Annotated in this window: 21 protein-coding genes; 9 read left to right on the top strand and 12 right to left on the bottom strand. The window is 60.6% G+C overall.

All coding sequences use genetic code 11. The annotated features are described in order from the left end of the window. Positions 1–13: 13 nt before the first annotated feature. From trpA to GPA25_RS08540, 7 genes are read left to right on the top strand one after another with little or no spacing between them, the layout of a single operon-like run. Positions 14–829: a tryptophan synthase subunit alpha gene (trpA, locus tag GPA25_RS08570; RefSeq protein WP_169259960.1), complete on the top strand. Its 816-nt coding sequence runs from the start codon at positions 14–16 to the stop codon at positions 827–829. After that, positions 826–1,695: an acetyl-CoA carboxylase, carboxyltransferase subunit beta gene (gene accD / locus GPA25_RS08565; RefSeq protein WP_169259959.1), complete on the top strand. Its 870-nt coding sequence runs from the start codon at positions 826–828 to the stop codon at positions 1,693–1,695. The genes trpA and accD overlap by 4 nt, the downstream gene beginning before the upstream one ends. A gap of 15 nt (positions 1,696–1,710) precedes the next feature. Continuing rightward, positions 1,711–2,988 (top strand): bifunctional tetrahydrofolate synthase/dihydrofolate synthase, encoded by a 1,278-nt coding sequence (folC, locus tag GPA25_RS08560; protein ID WP_169259958.1) that lies wholly within the window; start codon positions 1,711–1,713, stop codon positions 2,986–2,988. Between the two features lie 8 nt (positions 2,989–2,996). Then, positions 2,997–3,713 carry an SPOR domain-containing protein gene (locus GPA25_RS24200; RefSeq protein ID WP_169259957.1) on the top strand — a complete coding sequence of 239 codons (717 nt, stop codon included), beginning with the start codon at positions 2,997–2,999 and terminating at the stop codon, positions 3,711–3,713. A gap of 19 nt (positions 3,714–3,732) precedes the next feature. Further along, positions 3,733–4,224 carry a CvpA family protein gene (locus GPA25_RS08550; protein WP_169259956.1) on the top strand — a complete coding sequence of 164 codons (492 nt, stop codon included), beginning with the start codon at positions 3,733–3,735 and terminating at the stop codon, positions 4,222–4,224. Positions 4,225–4,235: 11 nt separating this feature from the next. Next, a complete protein-coding gene (purF, locus tag GPA25_RS08545; RefSeq protein ID WP_169260014.1) occupies positions 4,236–5,762 on the top strand; it encodes an amidophosphoribosyltransferase in 1,527 nt (508 codons plus the stop codon). Between the two features lie 10 nt (positions 5,763–5,772). Continuing rightward, a complete protein-coding gene (locus tag GPA25_RS08540; protein ID WP_169259955.1) occupies positions 5,773–6,942 on the top strand; it encodes an O-succinylhomoserine sulfhydrylase in 1,170 nt (389 codons plus the stop codon). A gap of 29 nt (positions 6,943–6,971) precedes the next feature. Here the strand turns inward: GPA25_RS08540 and GPA25_RS08535 are convergent, their stop codons facing one another. From GPA25_RS08535 to GPA25_RS08515, 5 genes are read right to left on the bottom strand one after another with little or no spacing between them, the layout of a single operon-like run. Next, on the bottom strand, positions 6,972–7,715 hold the full coding sequence (locus tag GPA25_RS08535; protein ID WP_169259954.1) for a UDP-2,3-diacylglucosamine diphosphatase: 744 nt from the start codon (positions 7,713–7,715) through the stop codon (positions 6,972–6,974). A 36-nt stretch (positions 7,716–7,751) separates the two neighbouring features. Next, the gene (locus GPA25_RS08530) at positions 7,752–8,246 is read right to left on the bottom strand and encodes a peptidylprolyl isomerase (RefSeq protein ID WP_169259953.1); all 495 of its coding nucleotides are present in this window, start codon (positions 8,244–8,246) and stop codon (positions 7,752–7,754) included. 17 nt (positions 8,247–8,263) lie between these two features. Continuing rightward, entirely contained in the window at positions 8,264–8,845 is a 582-nt protein-coding gene (locus tag GPA25_RS08525; protein WP_169259952.1) for a peptidylprolyl isomerase, read from the bottom strand. 41 nt (positions 8,846–8,886) lie between these two features. Further along, positions 8,887–10,098 (bottom strand): L,D-transpeptidase family protein, encoded by a 1,212-nt coding sequence (locus tag GPA25_RS08520; RefSeq protein ID WP_169259951.1) that lies wholly within the window; start codon positions 10,096–10,098, stop codon positions 8,887–8,889. Continuing rightward, entirely contained in the window at positions 10,095–11,225 is a 1,131-nt protein-coding gene (locus GPA25_RS08515) for a nuclear transport factor 2 family protein (protein ID WP_169259950.1), read from the bottom strand. The genes GPA25_RS08520 and GPA25_RS08515 overlap by 4 nt, the downstream gene beginning before the upstream one ends. A 205-nt stretch (positions 11,226–11,430) precedes the next feature. Here GPA25_RS08515 and cysS point away from each other — a divergent pair, with 205 nt between their 5' ends. Further along, complete coding sequence (cysS, locus tag GPA25_RS08510) at positions 11,431–12,816, top strand: cysteine--tRNA ligase (protein ID WP_169259949.1); 1,386 nt, start codon at positions 11,431–11,433, stop codon at positions 12,814–12,816. 57 nt (positions 12,817–12,873) lie between these two features. Here cysS and dnaJ read toward each other — a convergent pair whose 3' ends face one another. From dnaJ to grpE, 3 genes are all read right to left on the bottom strand, one after another. Continuing rightward, positions 12,874–14,004, bottom strand: coding sequence for a molecular chaperone DnaJ (dnaJ, locus tag GPA25_RS08505; RefSeq protein WP_169259948.1), 1,131 nt, complete (start codon positions 14,002–14,004; stop codon positions 12,874–12,876). Positions 14,005–14,119: 115 nt separating this feature from the next. After that, complete coding sequence (gene dnaK / locus GPA25_RS08500; protein WP_169259947.1) at positions 14,120–16,057, bottom strand: molecular chaperone DnaK; 1,938 nt, start codon at positions 16,055–16,057, stop codon at positions 14,120–14,122. 141 nt (positions 16,058–16,198) lie between these two features. Next, the gene (gene grpE / locus GPA25_RS08495; RefSeq protein ID WP_169259946.1) at positions 16,199–16,780 is read right to left on the bottom strand and encodes a nucleotide exchange factor GrpE; all 582 of its coding nucleotides are present in this window, start codon (positions 16,778–16,780) and stop codon (positions 16,199–16,201) included. Between the two features lie 172 nt (positions 16,781–16,952). Here grpE and GPA25_RS08490 point away from each other — a divergent pair, with 172 nt between their 5' ends. Further along, a complete protein-coding gene (locus GPA25_RS08490) occupies positions 16,953–18,314 on the top strand; it encodes a serine/threonine protein kinase (RefSeq protein WP_169259945.1) in 1,362 nt (453 codons plus the stop codon). Positions 18,315–18,341: 27 nt separating this feature from the next. On the opposite strand, the gene GPA25_RS08485 is transcribed toward GPA25_RS08490, so the two are convergent. From GPA25_RS08485 to hrcA, 4 genes are all read right to left on the bottom strand, one after another. After that, entirely contained in the window at positions 18,342–19,268 is a 927-nt protein-coding gene (locus tag GPA25_RS08485) for a hypothetical protein (RefSeq protein ID WP_343034879.1), read from the bottom strand. A 300-nt stretch (positions 19,269–19,568) separates the two neighbouring features. Then, entirely contained in the window at positions 19,569–19,925 is a 357-nt protein-coding gene (locus GPA25_RS08480; protein WP_169259943.1) for a phage holin family protein, read from the bottom strand. A gap of 2 nt (positions 19,926–19,927) precedes the next feature. After that, positions 19,928–21,025, bottom strand: coding sequence for a ferrochelatase (gene hemH, locus GPA25_RS08475; protein ID WP_169259942.1), 1,098 nt, complete (start codon positions 21,023–21,025; stop codon positions 19,928–19,930). A 32-nt stretch (positions 21,026–21,057) separates the two neighbouring features. Next, positions 21,058–22,086, bottom strand: coding sequence for a heat-inducible transcriptional repressor HrcA (gene hrcA, locus GPA25_RS08470; RefSeq protein ID WP_169259941.1), 1,029 nt, complete (start codon positions 22,084–22,086; stop codon positions 21,058–21,060). Positions 22,087–22,136 lie beyond the last annotated feature (50 nt).

The following is a 22,136-nucleotide window of genomic DNA, read 5'->3' as shown; positions in this document are numbered from 1 at the left end:
CCCGATAGTGAATATGTCCAGAATCCAGTCTGTTTTTCAGCGTCTGCAGGCCTCCGGGCGGCGAGCGCTGATCCCCTTCATTACCGCAGGCGATCCCGATCCCGAACTCACGGTGCCATTGATGCATGCGCTGGTCGAGAGCGGTGCGAACATCATCGAGCTTGGTGTTCCGTTCTCGGATCCGATGGCTGACGGCCCGACGATTCAGCGTGCTTCCGGGCGGGCTCTGGCTAAGGGTATGAGCCTGCGTAAAGTGCTCGATTTGGTTCGCACGTTCCGTGCCGAGGACGGCGATACGCCGGTCGTGCTGATGGGCTACGCGAATCCGATCGAAGCGATGGGTCCCGACCGCTTTGTCGCGGCAGCAAGCGACGCAGGCGTAGATGGCGTGTTGGTGGTCGATTACCCGCCGGCCGAATGTGAGGCGTTCGCCGCGGTAGCCAAGGCGGCAGGAATCGATCCGATCTTCCTGCTTGCGCCTACATCGACCGAGCAGCGCTTCGACGATGTCGCGAAAATTGGAAGCGGCTACATCTACTACGTTTCGTTGAAGGGTGTGACGGGATCCGGTGCGCTTGATTTCAACGACGTTGCGGCGCGTCTGCCGCAAATTCGTGCCCGTGTCGGCATGCCGGTAGGCGTCGGGTTCGGCATCCGTGATGCCGAATCGGCCCGTCGAATCGGCGAGGTCGCCGATGCCGTGGTGATCGGTAGCCGCATCATCGAAGAACTCGAGAACAGTCCGCGCGAGCAGGCCGTGGCCAACGTCAAAGCTTTCCTGCGGAACATTCGCACTGCGCTCGACCAGATTGAAGGAGCGCCGCGATGAGCTGGCTTCAGAAACTGTTGCCGCCGAAGATCAAACGCGCGGAATCGGCAGCACGCAAATCCATTCCCGAAGGTTTGTGGAGCAAATGCTCGGCCTGTGAAGCGGTGCTTTACCGCTCGGATCTCGAAAGCAATCAGAGCGTATGCCCGAAGTGTGGCCATCATCAGCGGCTGCGGGCCCGTGCGCGACTCGACCTGCTGCTTGATGCCGAGGGGCGGTTCGAGATCGGAAGCGAGGTGATGCCAGTCGATCCGCTGAAATTCAAGGATTCACGGCGCTACACCGAACGCTTGTCCGCCGCCAATGAAGATACCGGCGAGGCCGATGCGATGGTGGTCATGCAGGGATCTGTCCTTACCGTTCCGGTGGTCGTGGCGTGCTTCGAGTTCGAATTCCTGGGGGGGTCGATGGGCTCGGTCGTCGGCGAGCGTTTCGTGCGCGGCGCCAAGGCGGCACTCGAACAGCGACTGCCTTTCATCTGCATCACCGCGACGGGCGGAGCGCGGATGCAGGAAGGTCTGTTCTCGCTGATGCAGATGGCCAAAACCACGGCTGCGATCACTCAGCTGGCGCAGCGTAAGCTGCCATTCCTGACCATTCTGACCGATCCGACGATGGGCGGCGTGTCGGCGAGCTTCGCCTTCATGGGCGATGTCGTGATTGCCGAGCCCGGTGCATTGATCGGCTTTGCCGGACCTCGGGTGATCGAGCAAACGGTTCGCGAAACGCTACCGGAAGGCTTTCAGCGTTCCGAGTTCCTGCTTGAGAAGGGCGCCATCGACATGATCGTGGATCGTCGGGAAATGCGCGCCAAGGTCGCAGAAATTCTCACCTTGCTGACTCGTCAGCCAGCCATTGGCGTTTGATCCCAGTTGCAATACATGCGATATCCGGATTCCCTGAACGGTTGGCTTGAGCTGCTCGAAGGCAGGCACAGTGCGCAGATCCAGCTCGGCCTGGAACGTGTTGCGCATGTGCGCGATGCGCTTGCAGTGCGCTGCGACGCTGTGGTGATTACAGTGGGTGGCACCAACGGCAAGGGCTCGACCTGTGCGATGCTGGAAGCCATTTTGCTGGCTGCAGGCTATCGTGTCGGCTGCTATACATCCCCCCATCTGCTGCGCTTCAACGAGCGTGTACGCATTGATGGGCGTGAGCTCGAGGATGCCGCGCTGGTGGAGGGGTTTGCCGCCGTAGAGCGTGTGCGCGATGAAATACCACTGACCTATTTTGAGCACGGTACGTTGGCGGCGTGGTACGCCTTCAGCCGCGAACCGCTCGACGTCATCATTCTCGAAGTCGGCCTTGGTGGACGCCTTGATGCCGTCAATGCAATCGAGCCGGACTGTGCCGTCGTCACTGGTGTGGCGATGGATCACATGGACTATCTTGGCGAAACGAGGGAACAGATCGGGTTTGAGAAAGCCGGAATTTTCCGCGCCGGCCGCCCCGCAATCTGCTCCGATCCGCTGGCACCGGTGTCGCTCGTTGCACATGCACGCGAGATCGGTGCGGATCTGTGTCTCGTTGGGCAAGATTTCGGATTTTCCGGCGACCGTACCCAATGGGTGTGGTGGAGCAGGGGTGGCGTGCGTCGTGGAGGGCTGGCGTATCCGGCGCTACGCGGTGCCAACCAGCTGTTGAATGCCTCCGCTGCGCTGATGGCCCTCGAAAAGCTACGCGACCGCATTCCCGTTTCGATGCAGGCAGTGCGTCAGGGACTTATGCTGGTGGAACTGCCGGGCCGCTTCCAGGTCCTGGCGGGCAAGCCGTCGGTGGTACTCGACGTGGCGCACAATCCGCAGGCCGCCGGAGTGCTTTCGGAGAACCTGTCGAATATGGGCTTTTTCCCGGAGACTTGGGCCGTGCTAGGGATGCTCTCCGACAAGGACGTCGAGGGCGTAGTGCGCCTGATCCAGGAGCGTGTCGATCACTGGTTGCTGACTGGACTGCCCGGACCGCGTGGCTTGACTGCGGAGGCTTTGGCGGATCGCCTTCGCTCGGTTGGCGTGCGCGGCGATGTGCAATGTTTCAAGCGGCCTGCCGAGGCTTTTTCGGTTGCGCAAGAATCAGCAGGTGAGGGTGATAGAATTGTCGTCTTTGGTTCATTCCTGACTGTCGCGGATGTGCTGGATGCCGTCCGTGCCGCTCGTCATTGAGGTTTCGCGTGACCGATAGCGACAACGTCGAACTCAAGAAGCGTTCGCGGCGCCGATTGGTCGGGGCGGCCGCCCTGGCCCTGATCGCTGCAATTGTTCTACCGATGGTGATGGACCAAGAGCCGGGTTCGCCCGCGCAGGATATTCAGGTCACGATTCCCGATCGCGAAGCCGACAGTGCGCTTGCACGGCCGATCGCTAGCCGGCCTACGCAGAGTCCCGAGCCGCAGCTCGCGCCCCCGCCGGAGGAACAGTCTCCCGGCCCCGTGCCGCCGGAAGCGCCTGTCCGGCCCGCGACGGCCCCTGCCGCTGACGGACCCGCATCGTCTCGAACTGCGGCGTCGGCGGCAGTGACATCTTCCATGCAAAAGCCCTCCGAGAAATCTCCTGAACCCGTGGGCAAGGCAGTAGTGCCGCCTTTACCTGTAGTAGGCGCGGGTAAGGATGCTGCACGAGCCCAGGCAATTCTGGAGGGGAAGGCGGTGGCCCAGTCAGCGGTCCCGGCCAGTGAATCTTTTGTCGTTCAGGTCGGGGCCTTTTCCGATATCGGCAAGGCCGCATCCATTGCCGCCGATCTGAAAAAGCGCGGTTTTACCGCCTACACTGAAAAAGTGGGCGCTGTGACGCGAGTGCGTGTAGGCCCGTTCCGTGGCCGTGAAGATGCTGAAAAGGTGGCGCAGCGGGTGCGTGCAAGCGGGATGAACGGCTCGGTGATGGCGCGATGAGACGTCTTCCGTGTGGTCAATGACGGTATTCGACTATATTTTCCTCGCGGTGTTGACCCTTTCTGCGGCGATCGGCTTGTGGCGGGGGCTCGTCAGCGAAGTCATTGCGCTGCTCGCGTGGGTTCTTGCCTTGTTTGCGGCGTGGCGGTTTTCGGCAGATGCAGCGGGCCTGTTGTCCGGTCTGATCGTCGAGCCTGCGTGGCGACAGGTTGCGGGGTTTGCGCTGATCTTTATGGTGGTGCTGATGCTCGCCGCCTTGCTGCGTTTCTTGCTGCGGGAATTGCTCAAAGCAGTGGGGTTGGGCGCCGCCGACAGGTTGTTCGGCGCGTTTTTCGGTCTCGCGCGTGGTCTGGTGATTGCGTTTGTTGTAGTGTTGCTCGGGGGGTTGATCGGTGTGGCGCGTGAGCCTTGGTGGGCGAATGCGACGTTCGCGCCTCCGATGGAGACGGCGGTGATCGCCGCCAAACCGTGGCTGCCCGACGCGGTGGCTGCCAGGATTCGTTTCAAATAGGTGCTTATTCCATGTGCGGAATTTTAGGGGTTGTTGCGACCTCCCCGGTCAATCAGTTGCTCTACGACGGTCTCCAGGTGTTACAGCACCGGGGGCAGGACGCAGCGGGCATCGCTACGTTCGAGGGGGGACGGTTCTTGATGCACAAGGGGCCGGGTTTGGTGCGCGACGTGTTCCGCACCCGCAACATGCGAAATCTCGTAGGTAACTGGGGGATTGGTCACGTCCGCTACCCCACTGCGGGGTCGGCGTGCAATCCGGCCGAGGCGCAGCCCTTCTACGTCAACTCACCGTTTGGTCTGCTGCTGGCGCATAACGGTAACCTGACGAACTCGGAAGAGCTAAAGCGCGAGATGTTCCTCTCCGATCTGCGCCATATCAATACCAATTCCGATTCCGAGGTGCTGCTCAATGTGCTGGCGCACGAGTTGCAGGCCGCAGCCAAGGGCTTCAAGCTCGACGAGGACGCAGTGTTCCGTGCCGTTGCAGGCGTGCATCGCCGGTGTCGCGGTGCCTACGCCGTGGTCGTGATGATTGCCGGCTACGGCCTGTTGGCATTTCGCGACCCCTTTGGAATCCGTCCGTTGGTGATCGGTCGCAACGATGTCGAGGCGGGGCATGAGTGGCTGGTAGCGTCCGAGTCCGTCGCGATGGACGTGCTGGGTTTCCGTACCTTGCGCGACGTCGCGCCGGGTGAAGCGATCCTGATCGATACCAAGGGCAATTTCCATAGCCGACAGTGCGCGGAGAAAACGGTCGAGGCGCCGTGTATGTTCGAATTCGTGTACCTTGCGCGCCCGGATTCGATCATCGACGGGGTGTCGGTGTACGAGTCACGCGTCAAGATGGGCGAGTTCTTGGCCGACAAGCTGAAGCGGGTGATTCCGCATGCCGACATTGATGTCGTGATTCCGATCCCGGATTCCAGCCGCCCGTCGGCGATGGAGATGGCACACAAACTGAACCTTCCGTATCGGGAGGGGTTTGTCAAGAATCGCTATATCGGCCGGACCTTCATCATGCCGGGGCAGGCAATCCGGCGTAAGTCGGTGCGCCAGAAGCTGAATACGATCCCGCAGGAATTTCGAGGCAAGAAGGTGTTGTTGGTCGATGATTCGATTGTGCGAGGCACCACCAGTCGCGAGATCGTGTCGATGGCGCGCGAAGCCGGTGCCATAAAGGTGTATTTGGCCTCGGCGGCGCCGCCGGTGCGCTTTGCCAACGTGTACGGGATTGACATGCCTACGCGTGGTGAGCTGATTGCGGCCGGACGCGATGAAGCGGAAATCTGCCGCGAGATCGGTGCCGACGGGCTGATTTACCAGGACCTTGCTGACCTCAAGGCGGCGGTGCGAGCAGTCAATCCCGCAATTAGCTTCTTTGAGACTTCCTGTTTTGATGGCTGTTACATCACCGGGGACATCACTGCAGAGTATCTTAACGGGGTCGAGAACCAGCGTGGCGAGGCCAAGTCCTCGGGGGAGGAAGGGGAGGACGGGCAACTCGACCTGAATCTGGTGGCCAGCCACGACAACTGACGCGGTACTCATGACTCCTTACGAATTTGACACACTTGCAGTGCGTGCGGGTATCGCGCGCAGCCAATTCAACGAGCATAGCGAAGCCCTCTACCTGACTTCCAGCTTCGTATTCGAAAGCGCGGCCCAAGCGGCGGCGCGCTTTTCGGGTGAGGAGGAAGGCAACGTTTATGCAAGATTTTCGAATCCGACTGTTACGGCGATGCAGCAGCGTCTGGCGGCCCTTGAAGGGGCCGAAGCCTGCGTGGCCACTGCCTCCGGGATGTCCGCCATTCTTTCGCTGGCGATGGCAACGCTGCAAGCCGGCGACCATATCGTCGCGTCGACGGGGCTCTTCGGGGCGACGCAGCAGCTATTCGGCACCATTCTGGCGAAGTTCGGTGTTGAGACCAGCTTCGTGCCAGCCACGGATCTCGCGGCCTACCGTGCTGCGGTTCGGCCGCGTACACGACTGTTTTTTGTTGAAACTCCGTCGAATCCGCTAACGGAAGTCATCGATATTGCGGCCGTGGCCGAGATTGCTCACGCCGCCGGCGCGATCCTGGCGGTGGATAACTGCTTCTGCACGCCGGCCTTACAACGTCCGCTCGAGTTGGGTGCCGATGTGGTGGTTCACTCGGCGACGAAGTATCTCGACGGTCAGGGCAGGGTCCTCGGCGGCGCCGTCGCTGGTGCGAAACCTGTCGTGGACGAGGTTCTGAAATTTCTGCGGACGGCAGGACCAAGCATTTCCCCCTTCAATGCCTGGGTGATTCTCAAGGGGCTTGAGACCCTGCGCATCAGAATGGAAGCGCAATCTGCGAGTGCGTTGGAGCTGGCGGGCTGGCTCGAGAGACAGCCAGGGGTTGTGCGCGTGCATTACCCCGGCCTCGCATCTCATCCGCAGCACGCGCTGGCCAAGCGCCAGCAAAAAAGCGGTGGCGCGATCTTCAGTTTCGAAGTGGCAGGTGGACGGGAAAGGGCGTGGCAGGTCGTCGACGGGACGCGGATGATCTCGATCACGGCCAACCTTGGCGATACCAAGACTACCATCACCCATCCCGCTTCGACGACGCACGGTCGGATCAGCGCCGAAGCGCGGGAGGCGGCCGGCATTAGTGAAGGCTTGCTGCGGGTGGCGGTCGGTCTTGAGTCCTTGGAAGACTTGCGTGCCGACCTCGCCCGCGGATTGAGCGCCTAGAATGCGCGCAGCCGGGAGGGGCTTCCGGCCTAGGTGCGTTTTGCGACTGGTTTGTGACCAATACGTGCGCTAAATTCCCTGCCATTCCACTGCAGGTAGGTCGCTTCACCGTGCCAGTCGGATAGTACCCAACGCGCACATGTGTGCTCATCAACCCGGTGCGCGTGGCGCGCCGGGCGGTGAGTGTGGCCGTGAATCAGGGTCGGATATGCGTTACCGCGTAAAAGTGCTTCCACCGCACTATCGTTTACATCCATGATTTCCATGGATTTTTCCAGCTTCGCCGATTCGCTGCGACGACGCAGGCTTTCGATGAGGTGTTTGCGTTCACCAAGTGGGCGATTCAGGAAGGCTGTCTGCCAGGCTGGATCGCGGACCTGGCGGCGGTAGGTCTGGTAGGCCTGATCATCGGTGCATAGGATGTCGCCATGACTCAGCAATACCGGACGTCCGTCGAGATCGATCAGCGTCGGATCGGCCAGAATGCGCATGCCGGCGGCGGCGGCGAAGGCCTCGCCAAGCAAGAAGTCGCGATTGCCAGGTAAGAAGGCGATGGTCACGCCGCTTGCAGATAGGGCCGCCAGCGATTCGCACACCATTGCGTTCAACGGCGTTTCGGCATCGTCGTCACCGGCCCAATATTCGAATAGGTCGCCAAGAATATAGAGCATCTCCGCCGCGCGCGCGGGACCGTCGAGGAAAGCAAGAAATGCCTGAGTATTTTCCGGCGTATCCTCGGACAGGTGCAGATCGGAGATGAACAGGGCCGACATCGTGTGAGCGCGTAACGGGGGCGGCCCGAAACGCCTTTAGATGATCTCGGCCCGTTCGATCACGACGTCCTCGACGGGAACGTCCTGATGAAAACCGCTCGATCCGGTGCGGACGGAGCGAATGGCGTTCACGACGTCCATGCCTTCGCTGACCCGACCGAAGACGCAGTAACCCCAGCCCTGCATATCGGGGGACCGGAAATCGAGAAAGTCGTTGTCAGTAACGTTGATGAAGAATTGGGCGGTTGCCGAATGCGGCGCCTGCGTGCGGGCCATGGCAATCGTGCCGGTTACGTTCTTCAGACCGTTGTCGGCTTCATTCTTGATCGGCTCGCGAGTCGTCTTTTGCTTCATTCCCGGTTCAAAGCCGCCGCCCTGGATCATGAAACCCTTGATGACACGATGGAAAATCGTGTTGTCGTAGTGGCCGGAGGTGACGTAGTCGAGAAAGTTCTTGACCGTTTCCGGAGCCTTTTCCGAATCGAGTTCCAGTGTGATTGTGCCGTGATTGGTATGTAGCTTGACTGCCATGGGAGGCTCCTTGAGACTCATTGCTTGGGTTGGCCGGCTTTCTCCGCGTCGATGACGCGAACCGATTCGATGGTGACGGGCTGATCCGGCACGTTCTGGTAACCCTTGAGGGTGCGGGTGGGGGTGCGGCCGATCTTTTGGACCACGTCCAAGCCCTTCGTGACCTTTCCGAAAACCGCGTAACCCCAGCCGTCGCGTGAAGGGTAGTCGAGGAAGCGGTTATCAACGAGGTTGATGAAGAATTGCGCGCTTGCGGAGTGAGGGTCGGCGGTGCGGGCCATCGCGAGGGTGCCCGCTTCATTGCGCAAGCCGTTCTTGGCTTCGTTCTCGATCGGGGCGCGGGTGGGTTTCTGGTTCAGGCCGGCATCGAAGCCGCCCCCCTGAATCATGAAGCCGTCGATGACGCGGTGAAAAATGGTGCCGGTGTAATGCCCACTCTTGACGTATTCGATGAAGTTCTCCACCGATTTCGGTGCCTTGTCGGCAAACAGTTCCATTTCGATCGTGCCGTGACTGGTGCGCATTTCAAGGACGGGATTTGCAGCGAGGGCGCTGGCAATCCAGCCAAATAGAAAAAGGGAGAGCAAGAAACGCTTCATGGTTTGAGCTTCCTGTGCGATGGGAAAAGGGGGAGAGCGGCTCAGGCCTTGCCTTCGTAAACGATTTTCCAGCGGCCACCTTCCTTGAGCCAGTACTGACGCTTGCGGATGCGATCCGACATGCCATCGCTGCGATAGTTCTGCTCGAAGGTGACGACCACCATGTCGTCACGGCCGGGGTTGCGAAGCATGCTCAGCTTGTCCAGTCCGACCTTGATCCATTGGCGATTGGTGGCGACGCGGCGCTTTTGCGCGACCCAGTCGCTGTAATCCTGATGGTCGCTACGGAAGTCCTTCGAGTAATGCGCAAGATAGCGGTCAACATCAACGCTTTCCCAGTCGCGACGCCAGCGCTCGATGGCTTCCTGCAAGCCCTTGCGTTCCGCTTGCCAGTCGTCGAGTGAAAGCCACTCGATTTCGTTGCTGATGATGACGGGCGTGAGACCGGGCTCAACAAAATTCGAAAGTTGCAGGAAGTCCTGGTTGGCCAGGGTGACGCACCCCTCGGATGACAGGGGGGCGCGTGCATAGGTGTCGCTGGGGGTGCCGTGCAGCCAGATGCCATGGCCAGTGCGGCCGAGACGACGGTCCCACTCATTTGGGTAGTTGATCGGAAAGGCTCCGCTGCCGTAGAGATCAGGCAGTTTCGCCTGTTCGATGAACGAGGTGATCTGATAGACGCCAAGTGGCGTCTTGTTGTCGCCTTCGACCTTCTTGTCGGTGCCAGCCTTGCCGTGACTGATGTAGTAGTCCGCGACGAAACGTGGTTTGCCTGCGTCGTTCGCATACACATACAGGCGGGCACGCTTGGTGTCGACGACTACGGCGTAGCGCTGTTCGGGTCCCATCTGCAGCAGATAGCGCGGGATGTAGTTGGCGGCGGCGGGGCGTTCGCGATAGGCGCGTAGGCGTGCTATGGCTTCATCACGCAACTCACGTATGCGCTCGCTGCCGCCTGAGGCGTTGCCGAAGGTGGCGATGGGCTTTGCGCGCGCGAGCAGCAGGTCGCCTTTGATGAGATGGGCCAGTCTAAAATTCGGATAGGCACGTAGCAGGGTTTCGGTGCGCTCAAGCGCAGAATCAAGGCGATTGGCTTCGATTTCACCAAAGACATACTCGAGCGACGCGTCCGGGCCGGCGTCGGAAATCCCGCGCTGGGCCGAAGCGGCCGATACCGCCGCGGGCAGGGTAACGGCCCAGAGCGCTAGCAACAGACGAACGAGCAGCCTTCGTCCGGCGATCATCGCGATCATCCTCCAACGCGCTCCTGGCGAATGCGCCAGGCGCCATTTCGCTTGACGAGTTCCAGCGTCTTGGCGGTGCTCGAGTTGAATCCAGGAGAGTCATAGTGCTGGCGGAATCGCACTGTGGCAACATCGCCGTCGATCTTCGCAGTGGGCTTCTCAATATCAATTGCAATCTTGCCCGGCTTGCCGACGCGCTGTTCCCGTTCCTGCTCCCAAGTCTTGCGTGAAACACCTCCCGGTGCTCGGAAGTCCTTGTCGTAGTACGACAAATACGACTTGACGTCTTTGCGCGACCAAGCCTTGGCCCATTCGTCGACCATTTGCAATGCTTCGCGCTCCGCACTCTGTGCCGCATCTGCTGCTGCGGCTGTTGCTGGTGCCGCTGCGGCTGTTGCCGTGACCGGGGCGCGTGTTTGAGTCGTCGCTGCCGCCGGGGTTGTAGGCGCAGGTGTCGCCGTGGGGGCGGTTGCGGGAACTGCGGCCTTAGCGCTTTCAGCAGCCGGGGTGCTAGCGACCGGAGTATTGGGAGCGGTTGCTGGTTGTGTGGGTGTGGGTGTCGCGGGGGCTGGCGCCGCGGCCGCGGTGGCGATACGTGTTTTTGCGCTGCCTTGATTCGTCCCCGACATCATTTCACGGATCAGCGCAAGTTTGGATTGTGCGGCGGCGTTGGCGGAGTCGAGCTGCAGTGCCTTGTCGTAGGCCTGGCTGGCGAGTCGAGCATAAACGTCGCCGAGATTTTCGTGTGCCGTAGCGTAGCTGGGATGGGTCCGAATCGCCATCTCAAGTGCAGCGCGCGCCTTTTCGTATTGGCGCTGCTGGGCGTAGAGTACGGCGAGATTGTTGTAGGGTTCCGGTAGCTCGGGAAAATCCCCGGTGAGCTTCTGAAATACCGCAACGGCTTCGTCGAGGCGGTTCAGTTCGGTCAGGGCGATGCCTTTGAGGAAGCGCGCCTGCGGGTCGCGCGCATTAGACGCGAGCAGCCGGTCAGCCATCGCCAGGGCCTGCGAATGCTGCCCTTGATTCACCAGTGTTTGAACCTGAGCGGTTGTGTCGGCAGCGTGGAGCAGCTGGCTGGAGCCTAGGCCAAGGATGAGGGCCATCATGGCCAGTGCGGAATTTGGACGCATCTTCATTGTGCTAGAATCGCTCGGTTTATCCGTTAATCCACGCGGATTAACGCGACATTCTACCAAATAACCAAGACCGCATCACAATCCGGTGCCGGCGTGATGCGGCGGGGGCGGACCGAAAGGGGACCGCCTTTTTTTGTGGTTCGGCCATGCTCTGCGATCGCTGTTTGGACGCGGCGCCCGAGCCAGCGACCTTGCGGAAGATGCCATGCTTCATATTCACAACACCCTGACACGCAAGAAGGAAACCTTTGTTCCGATAGTGCCTGGAAAGGTTCGCATGTATGTATGCGGAATGACTGTTTATGACTACTGCCATCTTGGTCATGCCAGAGTGATGGTGGTGTTCGATGTGGTGGCGCGGTGGCTGCGAGTCAGTGGTTTCCATCTGATATATGTTCGAAACATTACCGATATTGATGACAAAATCATCCGTCGGGCTGGCGAGAACGGCGAGTCGATCAGGGCGCTGACTGATCGGTTTGTCGCCGCCATGCACGAGGATGCCGACGCACTTGGGGTGATGCGGCCCGATTACGAACCGCGTGCGACCGAATACGTCGGCCAGATGCAATCGTTGATCGATCGCCTGCATCAAAAAGGGCTTGCCTATGTTGCCGAGAATCACGATGTGTGCTATTCCGTGCGGAAGTTCGAGGGGTACGGGAAGCTTTCAGGCAAGTCCGTGGATGAACTGCGCGCGGGTGAGCGCGTGGAAGTTGCGGGTGAGAAGCATGATCCGCTTGATTTCGTGCTGTGGAAGCATGCTCGAGTGGGTGAGCCGGAAGAGGTGAAGTGGGATTCGCCTTGGGGGGTGGGGCGCCCGGGCTGGCACATTGAGTGTTCGGCGATGAGTTCCGACCTCCTTGGGGACCACTTCGACATTCATGGCGGAGGTCAGGATCTTCAGTTTCCGCACCACGAGAACGAGATTGCCCAGTCCGAGGGGGCGCATGGCCATACCTTCGTGAATTACTGGATGCACAACGGTTTCGTGCGCGTCGACGACGAGAAGATGTCGAAATCGTTGGGTAACTTCTTCACCATCCGCGATGTGCTCAAGCGCTACGACGCCGAAGTGGTGCGCTTTTTCATCCTGCGGGCGCACTACCGCAGTCCTCTGAATTATTCCGATGCGCATCTCGAAGACGCGCGTCAGTCGCTGACGCGGATGTACACGGCGCTGCGCAATGTGGCCGCGGAAGACGTGCCGGTGGATTGGAGTGAAGCGCATGCGGTGCGCTTCCGCGCTGCGATGGATGATGACTTCAATACCGCCGAGGCGGTCGCAGTGCTGTTCGAACTCGCGAATGAGGCCAATCGCAATTGTTCGGCGGCGATGGCTGCGCAACTCAAGGGATTGGGCGGTGTGCTCGGCCTGCTCGGTCGAGACCCCGCTGCATTTCTTCAAGGAGGCGTGGGCGGCGAGTCGGGCGATATCGACGCGGCGGTGATCGAAGCCCTGATCGAGCAACGCGCACAGGCGAAGAGGGCAAAGAACTATCCGGACGCCGATCGCATTCGCGCCGAGTTGCTGGCGCAGGGCGTGGTGCTTGAAGATACCCCGCAGGGAACGATCTGGCGACGGGCTTAGTGCCGTGCTGCGCCGGAAGCGCCCTGCTTGGGTCGTCCCGGCGCGTTACGGGTGCGATCAGCCGCCGAAGAAGTCCTTGACCTTGTCCATCCAGGATTTGGCCTTCGGATTGTGACGTTCCGCGTCGCTGCTTGATACCTCCTCGAACTCCCGCAGCAGTTCCTTCTGACGTTCGGTAAGATTCACCGGAGTCTCGACAAGGACGTGGCACATCAGATCGCCATGTGCTTGCGAGCGGACGTTGCGTATACCCTTGCCGCGCAGCCGGAATACGCGCCCGCTCTGGGTTTCCGCCGGGATCTTGAGTCGTGCCATGCCTTCCAGTGTGGGGATTTCGATTTCCCCGCCGAGTGCCGCGATTGTGAAACTGACCGGCATTTCGCAGTGCAGGTCGTCGTGGTCGCGTTGGAATACCGCATGCGCGCGAATGTGGATCTCGACGTAGAGATCGCCTGGAGGGCCGCCGTTGACGCCTGGTTCGCCGTGGCCGGCGTGGCGCAGCCGCATACCTTCGTCGATCCCCGCGGGAATCTTCACTTCGAGAGTCTTCTGCCGCTTTACCCGGCCTGCACCGCCGCAGTCGCGGCAGGGATCGGGAACGATACGCCCCGTGCCATGGCATTTTGGGCAGGTCTGCTGGATCGAGAAAAACCCCTGTTGGATGCGTACCTGGCCGGCTCCGCCACAGGTTGGGCAGGGTTTGGGTTGGGTGCCGGGCTTTGCACCGCTGCCGTGGCAGGTGTCGCATTCTTCGACCGTGGGGATGCGGATCGTCTTGTCCGCGCCGCGGGCCGCTTCTTCGAGCGAGATTTCGAGGTTGTAGCGCAGGTCCGCGCCGCGGTAGACATTGGAGCGACCGCGACCACCGCCCCCAGCGCCGCCAAAGATGTCGCCGAAGATGTCCGAAAATGCATCGGCGAAGCCGTCGAAGCCCTGTCCTCCGGGCCCAGGGCCGGCTGACGGATCCACTCCGGCGTGACCATAACGGTCATAGGCGCCGCGTTTCTGTGCATCGGAGAGAACCTCGTAAGCTTCCTTGGCTTCCTTGAATTTCTCTTCGGACTCCTTGTTATCCGGATTGCGGTCCGGATGGTGTTTCATGGCCAGCTTGCGGTAGGCTTTCTTGATTTCGTCGTCCGAGGCGTCACGGTTGACGCTCAGGACGTCGTAGTAGTCCCTTTTTGCCATCTTGATTTGCTCAGGCTAGGGAGACCGCGAAGGTCTCCCGATCATGCAAAAGCCGAGCCGGCCGGTTGAACTGCACCGGCATGGCTCGGCCGACATCTCGCCGCCCGGCGAGCGATTACTTCTTGTCTTTGACTTCGGTAAACTCGGCGTCGACCACATCGGCATCGGCCGCCTTCGAACCGCCCGAGGAGGCACCACCGGCTGCTGCGTCGGCTGCGCCCGCTTCGGCGCCCTGCGCCTGTGCGTACATCTGTTCGCCGAGCTTCTGGCTGGCCATCGCCAGTGCCTGCGTCTTGGCTTCGATGGTGGTCTTATCGTTGCTCTTCAGGGATTCTTCGGCATCCTTCATCGCGCTCTCGATCTTGGCCTTCTCGTCGGCGCTGATCTTGTCACCGTACTCGGTCAGCGACTTCTTGACCGAGTGCACCAGTGCGTCGCACTGATTACGGGTGTCGACCAGTTCGTGGGCCTTCTTGTCTTCTTCGGCGTGCGCAGCGGCGTCCTGCACCATGCGCTGGATTTCCTCGTCTGAGAGGCCGGAGTTGGCCTGGATCTTGATCTTGTTCTCTTTGCCGGTCGCCTTGTCCTTGGCCGATACGTGCAGGATGCCGTTGGCGTCGATGTCGAAGGTGACTTCGATCTGCGGCATGCCGCGCGGTGCCGGCGGGATGTCCGAGAGGTTGAACTGTCCGAGGCTCTTGTTGCCGGCGGCCATCTCGCGCTCACCCTGCAGAACGTGGATGGTGACCGCGTTCTGGTTGTCGTCGGCGGTGGAGAACACCTGACTTGCCTTGGTCGGGATCGTGGTGTTCTTCTGGATCAGCTTGGTCATGACGCCCCCCAGGGTTTCGATGCCGAGCGACAGGGGGGTGACGTCAAGTAGCAGCACGTCCTTGACTTCACCTTGCAGCACGCCGCCCTGGATGGATGCGCCGACAGCGACGGCTTCGTCCGGGTTGACGTCCTTGCGCGGCTCCTTGCCGAAGAACTCCTTGACCTTCTCCTGCACCTTGGGCATGCGAGTCTGGCCGCCGACCAGGATAACGTCATCAATGTCGGTCATCTTGATGCCTGCATCCTTGAGCGCGACACGGCAGGGCTCGATCGTGCGCTGCACGAGATCTTCGACCAGTGACTCGAACTTCGCGCGGGTGATCTTGACCGCGAGGTGCTTCGGGCCGGTGGCGTCGGCGGTGATGTAAGGAAGATTGACTTCAGTCTGCTGGCTCGACGACAGCTCGATCTTTGCCTTTTCGGCGGCTTCCTTCAGGCGCTGCAGTGCGAGCACGTCATTCTTGAGGTCGACGCCTTGCTCTTTCTTGAACTCGGTGACGATGTAGTCGATCAGGCGCTGATCGAAGTCCTCGCCGCCAAGGAAGGTGTCGCCGTTGGTCGCGAGCACTTCGAACTGGTGTTCGCCGTCAATGTCGGCGATCTCGATGATCGAGATGTCGAAGGTGCCGCCACCGAGGTCATACACGGCGATCTTGGAGTCTCCCGGCTTCTTGTCCATGCCGAAGGCGAGCGCCGCCGCGGTCGGCTCGTTGATGATGCGCTTCACTTCGAGGCCGGCGATGCGGCCGGCGTCCTTGGTGGCCTGGCGCTGGCTGTCGTTGAAGTAGGCCGGAACGGTAATGACCGCCTCGGTGACTTCTTCCCCGAGATAGTCTTCGGCGGTTTTCTTCATCTTGCGCAGGACTTCGGCCGAAACCTGCGGCGGGGCGACCTTCTTGCCGCGCACTTCGACCCATGCGTCACCGTTGTCGGCCTTGCAGATGGTGTAGGGCATCAGATCGATGTCCTTCTGGACTTCCTTCTCCTCGAAGCGGCGACCGATCAGCCGCTTGACTGCGAAGAGGGTGTTCCTGGCGTTGGTGACGGCCTGGCGCTTGGCCGGTGCGCCGGTCAGAATTTCGCCGTCTTCGGCATAGGCGACCACGGACGGAGTGGTGCGTGCACCTTCGGAGTTTTCGATGACCTTGGGCTTGCCGCCCTCCATCACGGAGACGCAGCTGTTGGTCGTTCCCAGGTCGATGCCGATGATCTTGCCCATTTCAGTTCCTTTAAAGTGAGGGTGAAGCCGAGGGGGCGGACGCTGCGCGCCACTGCCCTTACCACGCCTCACCGGATTTCATTGTCAAGTAAGTTGGGTCGCCGTCTTGGATTTCAAGTAGCCAGGAGGCGGCCGTGACGCTCAGGCACTTTTTGCCTTGGAGACGACGACCATGGCTGGGCGCAGCACGCGTTCATGCAACAGGTAACCTTTCTGCAGAACGTTCACGATGGTGTTCGGTTCGCCCTCGGCTTCCACCATGCCGATTGCCTGGTGCCGGTTGGGGTCGAACTTGCTGCCGGCGGGGTTTTCTTCTGTCACGCCGGCGGTCTGAAACGCCGCAGCGAGTTGTTTGAGCGTGAGTTCGACGCCTTCGCGCAGACTTTCGAGCGTCTGCTTTTCGATTGTCAGTGCGGCTTCCAGACTATCCTTGACGGGAAGCATGGCATTCGCGAACTTTTCCGCTGCAAACTTGGAGGCCTTGGCGATGTCTTCTTGGGCGCGCCGACGAATGTTTTCCGCATCCGCCTTCGCGCGCAACCATGCGTCGTGGTGTTCGGCGGCCTTTAGTTCAGCCTGGCGTAGGGATTCCTCGATGCTCGGCATGGTGTCGGGGGCGACCGCATCTACTGGCTCGCCTTGCGGAGTTGCAGCGGATCCTTCCGCGGTGAGGCCTTGCAGCAACTCGTCGTGGATCTCGGCAGACGGCTTGTTTTCCTGCATGGGTCAAAACTCCCTGTGTTCGTTAACGGGGCGAATGTTGGGGCTGTCGCAATGGTTTCAAGGGGGCAGGGGCAAAAAAGATCATCATGTTGCCGACGCGCTGCTGCATATGTCACGATTTGGCTGAGCGTAGCGTTCCGGAAACGTGCAGGCGGGAAGGTATGGAGCGGCCATGAGCGAGATACCGCGAACAATCGGCAAGTACCGCATCGTCAAGGAGATTGGACGCGGAGCGACCGCCATCGTCTATCTGGCAGAGTCGGTCGACTGGCCGGAGCCGGTGGCGCTGAAACTGATCCGCTTCAGCGACAAGTCGAAAGACGAAGCGAAGTGGAACCGCCGCCTGCTGAAGTTGCTCAAGGCTGAAAAAGCGGTGGCGAGCCGCCTCGATCATCCTCACATTATCCGGATCTACGATGCCGTGATCGAGCCCGAGCAGGCGTATGTCGTGATGGAGTATTTTCCGGGCGAATCGCTTGAGCGTTACTGCAGTTTTGAGCGAATGCTGCCGATCCATCGCGCCATCGGCATCGTGTTCAAGTGCTGTATGGCGCTGGATCACGCGTATCGGCAAGGGATCGTCCATCGTGACATCAAACCGGCCAATATCCTTGTCGATGACAAGGATAATGTGAAAATCACCGATTTTGGCCTGGCGCTGAACGTCAACAAGAAGATGGAGTCGGATTCTACCTTCATCATGGGGGTGGGGTCGCCGGCCTATATGAGCCCCGAGCAGATCAAGGGCTACCCGCTCAACCAGAAGACTGACTTGTATTCGCTGGGCGTGGTGCTATTCCACCTGCTGACCGGACGCTTGCCGTTCCGGGCGAGCAATCCGGCCCAACTGATTTACAAGATCATCAATGCGGATCCGCCACGGGTATCGCAACTCAACCCGGAAATGCCCGAGTTGATGGATACAGTGATTCGCAAGGCGCTGGAAAAGGATCTCTACTCCCGCTATAAGAACGGTGCAGAGTTTGCCAAGGATTTGTCGGCGGTGCGGTATCAACTTGTCGATGATACCTATGTGCCGCCGGATACCCGCCGGTTCTCTCTGTTGCGAAAACTCGCCTTTTTTACCGAGTTCGATGATATCGAATTGTGGGAGGTGCTCCGCATCTCCGCTTGGCGAGTGGTCGAAGGCGGTACGACGCTTATCCGCGAAGGAGATGCCGACCAGCGTTTCGGTATTGTCATCGATGGTGAGGTGGAGATTTCGGTCGACGGACGGCGCGTGCAACGTCTCGGGCCCGCCGAGCTATTCGGTGAGCTCGCATGGCTCGACAGCATCGCCCACCGGCATCTCACGACAGTGGTAGCGGTCGAGTCGACCACCTATGTCGAGGTTAATCCGGCGGCGCTTGCACTGGCGACCGAGGAATTGCGGGAGCTTTTCCGTACGATGTTGTCGACCATTGCCGCCAAGCGACTCGGCGCAGCGGTGCGCGAACTGGCCAGAAACGGTGAGCCTGCGGTTGTCGGCGCATACACTGCGACCGGGCTCGATCTACAGTTGGTCGAAGACTGAGCCGATTTCGTCTAACCAGCCGTCGCGCTATACGCTTAAGTCGATCTGGCTAACTGTTCCGGCGCTGCCGTCCTCGCGCAGATAGATGCTGCTTGAACGCGTCACACCCAGCGCGTCGTTGGCCGCGCCGCGAAGGTCGAACGGCGTGGCGACATTCCCCAGATAAAGCGCCCCGACGCCGGCTTCGGTAGCCGTCTGCAGGCTGCCATCGCCTTCGGTAGCAGGAGCCCAGACCCGCAGTTGCTTGAACGCCGGATCGGATTCGTCGATCCAGCCGCTTCCGTCGGCATCCAGTGCTGCAAGTTCGGCGAAGCCGTCGCCGCTGGTCGGGCCGAAGAGCTCGCTGCCGTCGTCGATGCGACCGTTGTCGTTGCGGTCCAAGGCAAGATATCCGCGTCCACCGCCGAGCATGGGGATCTCCTCCGCTTGTCCGTCCGCATCGAGATCAAACTTGAAGCGTGTGTCGGAAAGTGCCGCGGCTGGTCCGGCGAAGTCCAGCACCAGCGGGTCCGTCATGCGTGCATCGCCAAGCCGCAGCTGCATGCTCATGGATTCGCTGAAACTGCGCTCCATGCTGAGATCCAGGCTAAAACGGATCTCCTTGCCGTCGGCGGTCTTCACCACGCCTTCGGCCTGGAAAGTCGTGCGTTCGTATTCTTGATAGCTGGCGTGGAAGTCGTACTCGACGCCGAAGCCGGCTCGCCGCGGTGCCGTTTCGCGTCCGGTATGCAGTGGCGCCTGTGCAGGCGGCTCCGCTGCAATAAATCCGGACTTCAGGTCCGCCAGATGCAGCGTGCGAATCGGCCGGCCGGTGAAGGCTTCGATGATGTGCTTGAGAAGCTTCATCCGGGGATCGGAGTCGAGGGCGTCCGCTTCATTGTCGGCGGCCTCTGCTTCCTGCGCCGCAAGACCTTCCCTGGACAGTTCGACTTCTGCGCGCGCGAGTTCGCGCACCTGCGTGCCGATCCCATTGGAGCGTTCCGCAGGCGGATTGCGCTCGCCGCTCCACATCTTAAGCCGTTCGGACACCGAATGGCGACTGAAGGCGAGGTGGGATGACTGTAACTGTATGTTTGCCGCCGCGACTCTCATGCCCGTTCCTTGTGGCCGACCTGCCCAGAGGTATTAACGGTCGGGCGTCGCAAAAATTTAGGGTGCGGCGAAATTTGGCGGTGGGGGTGACGGTCACGCCGGAGCGTACGTTCGTCCGGCCGAACTCGCTACCTGCGACAATTGATCGTCGTGCGGATAGGTCTACTTTCCGTCCGCGAGGACGATATTCACCAGCCACGTCAGCAGGCTGTAGAGGAGGGCGCTCCAGAAGGCTGTCCAGAAATCGGGAACATGCACCCCACTGACCAGGCCGGCAACGCCCCAGAACAGCAGGGCGTTGATGATGAGGGTAAACAGCCCCAGCGTCAGCAAGGTGATCGGCAGCGTAATGAGGATCAGGAATGGGCGGATCAGCGCGTTGATGAGTCCAAGCAACAGTGCGGTCAGCAAGGCGGCGGTGTAGCTCTCGACGCGCAGGTCGCTGATGAGTTCGGGCAAGAGCATCAGGGCGAGTGCATTGAGCAGCCAGCGTAGCGCCAGATTGAGTCGTGGATCCATGCTCAGCGCTCGGCTCCTGCGGCGCGGGCGCGCAATGCTGCGATGGCAAGCTCGCCTGCATCACGTGCGGGCAAGGTGAGCCAGTTGCCCAAGTGGTCGCGCACGATGTCGGTCAGCGCCGCTATCCAGTCGTCCCGTTCATTGAGGCAAGGAATGTAGTGGAAGGTCTTGCCTCCGGATTCGATGAATGCATGCTTGCATTCAAGCCCTATTTCCTCGAGTGTTTCGAGACAGTCGGAAGGGAAGCCCGGGCAAAGTACGTCCACTCGCTGAGTGCCCTGACGTGCGAGCGCCTCCAGGGTTGGCTGGGTGTAGGGCTTGAGCCATTCAGCTTTGCCGAACCGGGACTGGAAGGTTAGTTGCCAGCGCTCCGCGGGGAGGTCCAGTTCGGCGGCGAGCAGGCGAGCCGTGGTTTGGCATTCGCAGTGGTACGGATCTCCAAGATCGAGCGAGCGCCGCGGCACCCCGTGAAAGCTCATCACCAGCTTGTCGCCCTCGCCGTGCTTCATCCAGTGATCACGTACGCTCTGGGCCAGTGCGGCGATGTAGCCCGGATGGTCGTGAAAGTTGCGCACATAGCGGATTTCCGGCAGGTTGCGCCAGCGCGTCAGACAGTGTGCGACTTCGTCCATCACGCTCGCGGTCGTGCTCGCTGCGTACTGCGGATACAGCGGTACGATCAGGATTTGCGAGCAGCCTGCTGCCTTCATGCGGTTCAGGACGTCCGGAACCGCTGGAGCGCCATAACGCATCGCCCATTCGACGTGGACGTTGGTAATGCCTCCATGGCCTAGATAACCGGCAAGCAGCTTGGCCTGCTTCTCGGTATGTACCTTCAGCGGCGAGCCGCCATCCATCCAGATGCTGGCGTATTTCTCGGCAGACTTCTTTGGCCGCGTGTTGAGGATGATGCCGTTAAGGATCGGCCACCAAGCAAGACGGGGAATCTCTACGACCCGCGGGTCCGACAGAAACTGCTTGAGGTATGGGCGAACCGCCGCGGCGGTCGGTGCCTCCGGGGTGCCGAGGTTGACCAGCAGTACGCCGGTGCGGGGTGCTGTGCCATGCGTGTAGGGGGGTTCGGGCCAGTAGCGGGCCATGCTGATCCTTTTTCTGGGGAACGTCGAAACGCTCAGTGCGTGTTCGACAGAGCGTGCGACAAAAGACGGGCGGTGATGTCGACAATCGGAATTACGCGATCATAAGCCATGCGAGTAGGGCCGATGACCCCCACCGACCCGACAATCCTGCCGTTGACCTCGTAGCCGGCCGTCACGACGCTGCAGCCGTCGAGTTGTGCGATCCCGGATTCGTCGCCGATGAAAATCTGCACGCCCTGTGCTCGGTTCGAAAGATCCAGCAGCTGAATCAGGCCGGTTTTCTGCTCAAACAGCTTGAACAGCTCGCGCAGCCGTGCCATGTTCGACGACAGGTCCTCGACATCGAGCAGATTGGTTTCGCCGGACAGAACGTAGCTGGTGTCGTCTTCCTGCGCGGCGGCGTTACCCGCTTCGACTGTAGCGGTCATCAACTCGCTCATGTCACTGCGCAACTGCCTGAGTTCGGCTTGGATGTGGGTGCGGATATCATCGAAACCGAGTCCGCCGAAGTGCTCGGTCAGGTAGCTCGCCGCCTCGGTCAGCTCACTTGGCGAATAGGCGCGCCGGGTGATGATGATGCGGTTCTGCACGTCACCGGCGGTAGTAACGATGATCAGCAGGATGCGGTTTTCCGACAGGCTGATGAACTCGATCTGGCGGATTTTCAACGTCTCGCGACGTGGTGACACCACGACGCCCGCGAACTGCGTCAGTTCCGACAGCAGGTGCGAGGCCGAACTGATGAGTCGCTGTGGCTGGTCGGGTTGCAGGTGACCCTTGAGCTCGCGCACCCGCGCCTGCTCCATCGGCTGCACCGTCAGCAAGGAGTCGACAAAGAACCGGTAGCCGAGCGCGGTCGGGATCCGGCCGGCCGAGGTATGCGGGCTGGTGATGAAGCCCATTTCCTCGAGATCGCTCATCACGTTACGCACGGTCGCCGGAGACAACTCCAGGCCCGAATAGCGCGACAGCGCGCGCGAGCCAACGGGCTGCCCTTCGACGATGTAACGTTCGATCAGGGTCTTGAGCAGGATTTGGGCGCGAGGGTCTAGCGGCTTCATGATGGTTATGGGCTCTTTCCGGGGATTCTATGGAAGTGCCGGCATGTCTG

Origin of the sequence: Aromatoleum diolicum, from assembly GCF_012910955.1 — a bacterium.
Classification (GTDB): domain Bacteria; phylum Pseudomonadota; class Gammaproteobacteria; order Burkholderiales; family Rhodocyclaceae; genus Aromatoleum; species Aromatoleum diolicum.
Note: the sequence above shows the minus strand (reverse complement) of the source record. Positions and strands in the feature narration are given on the sequence as shown.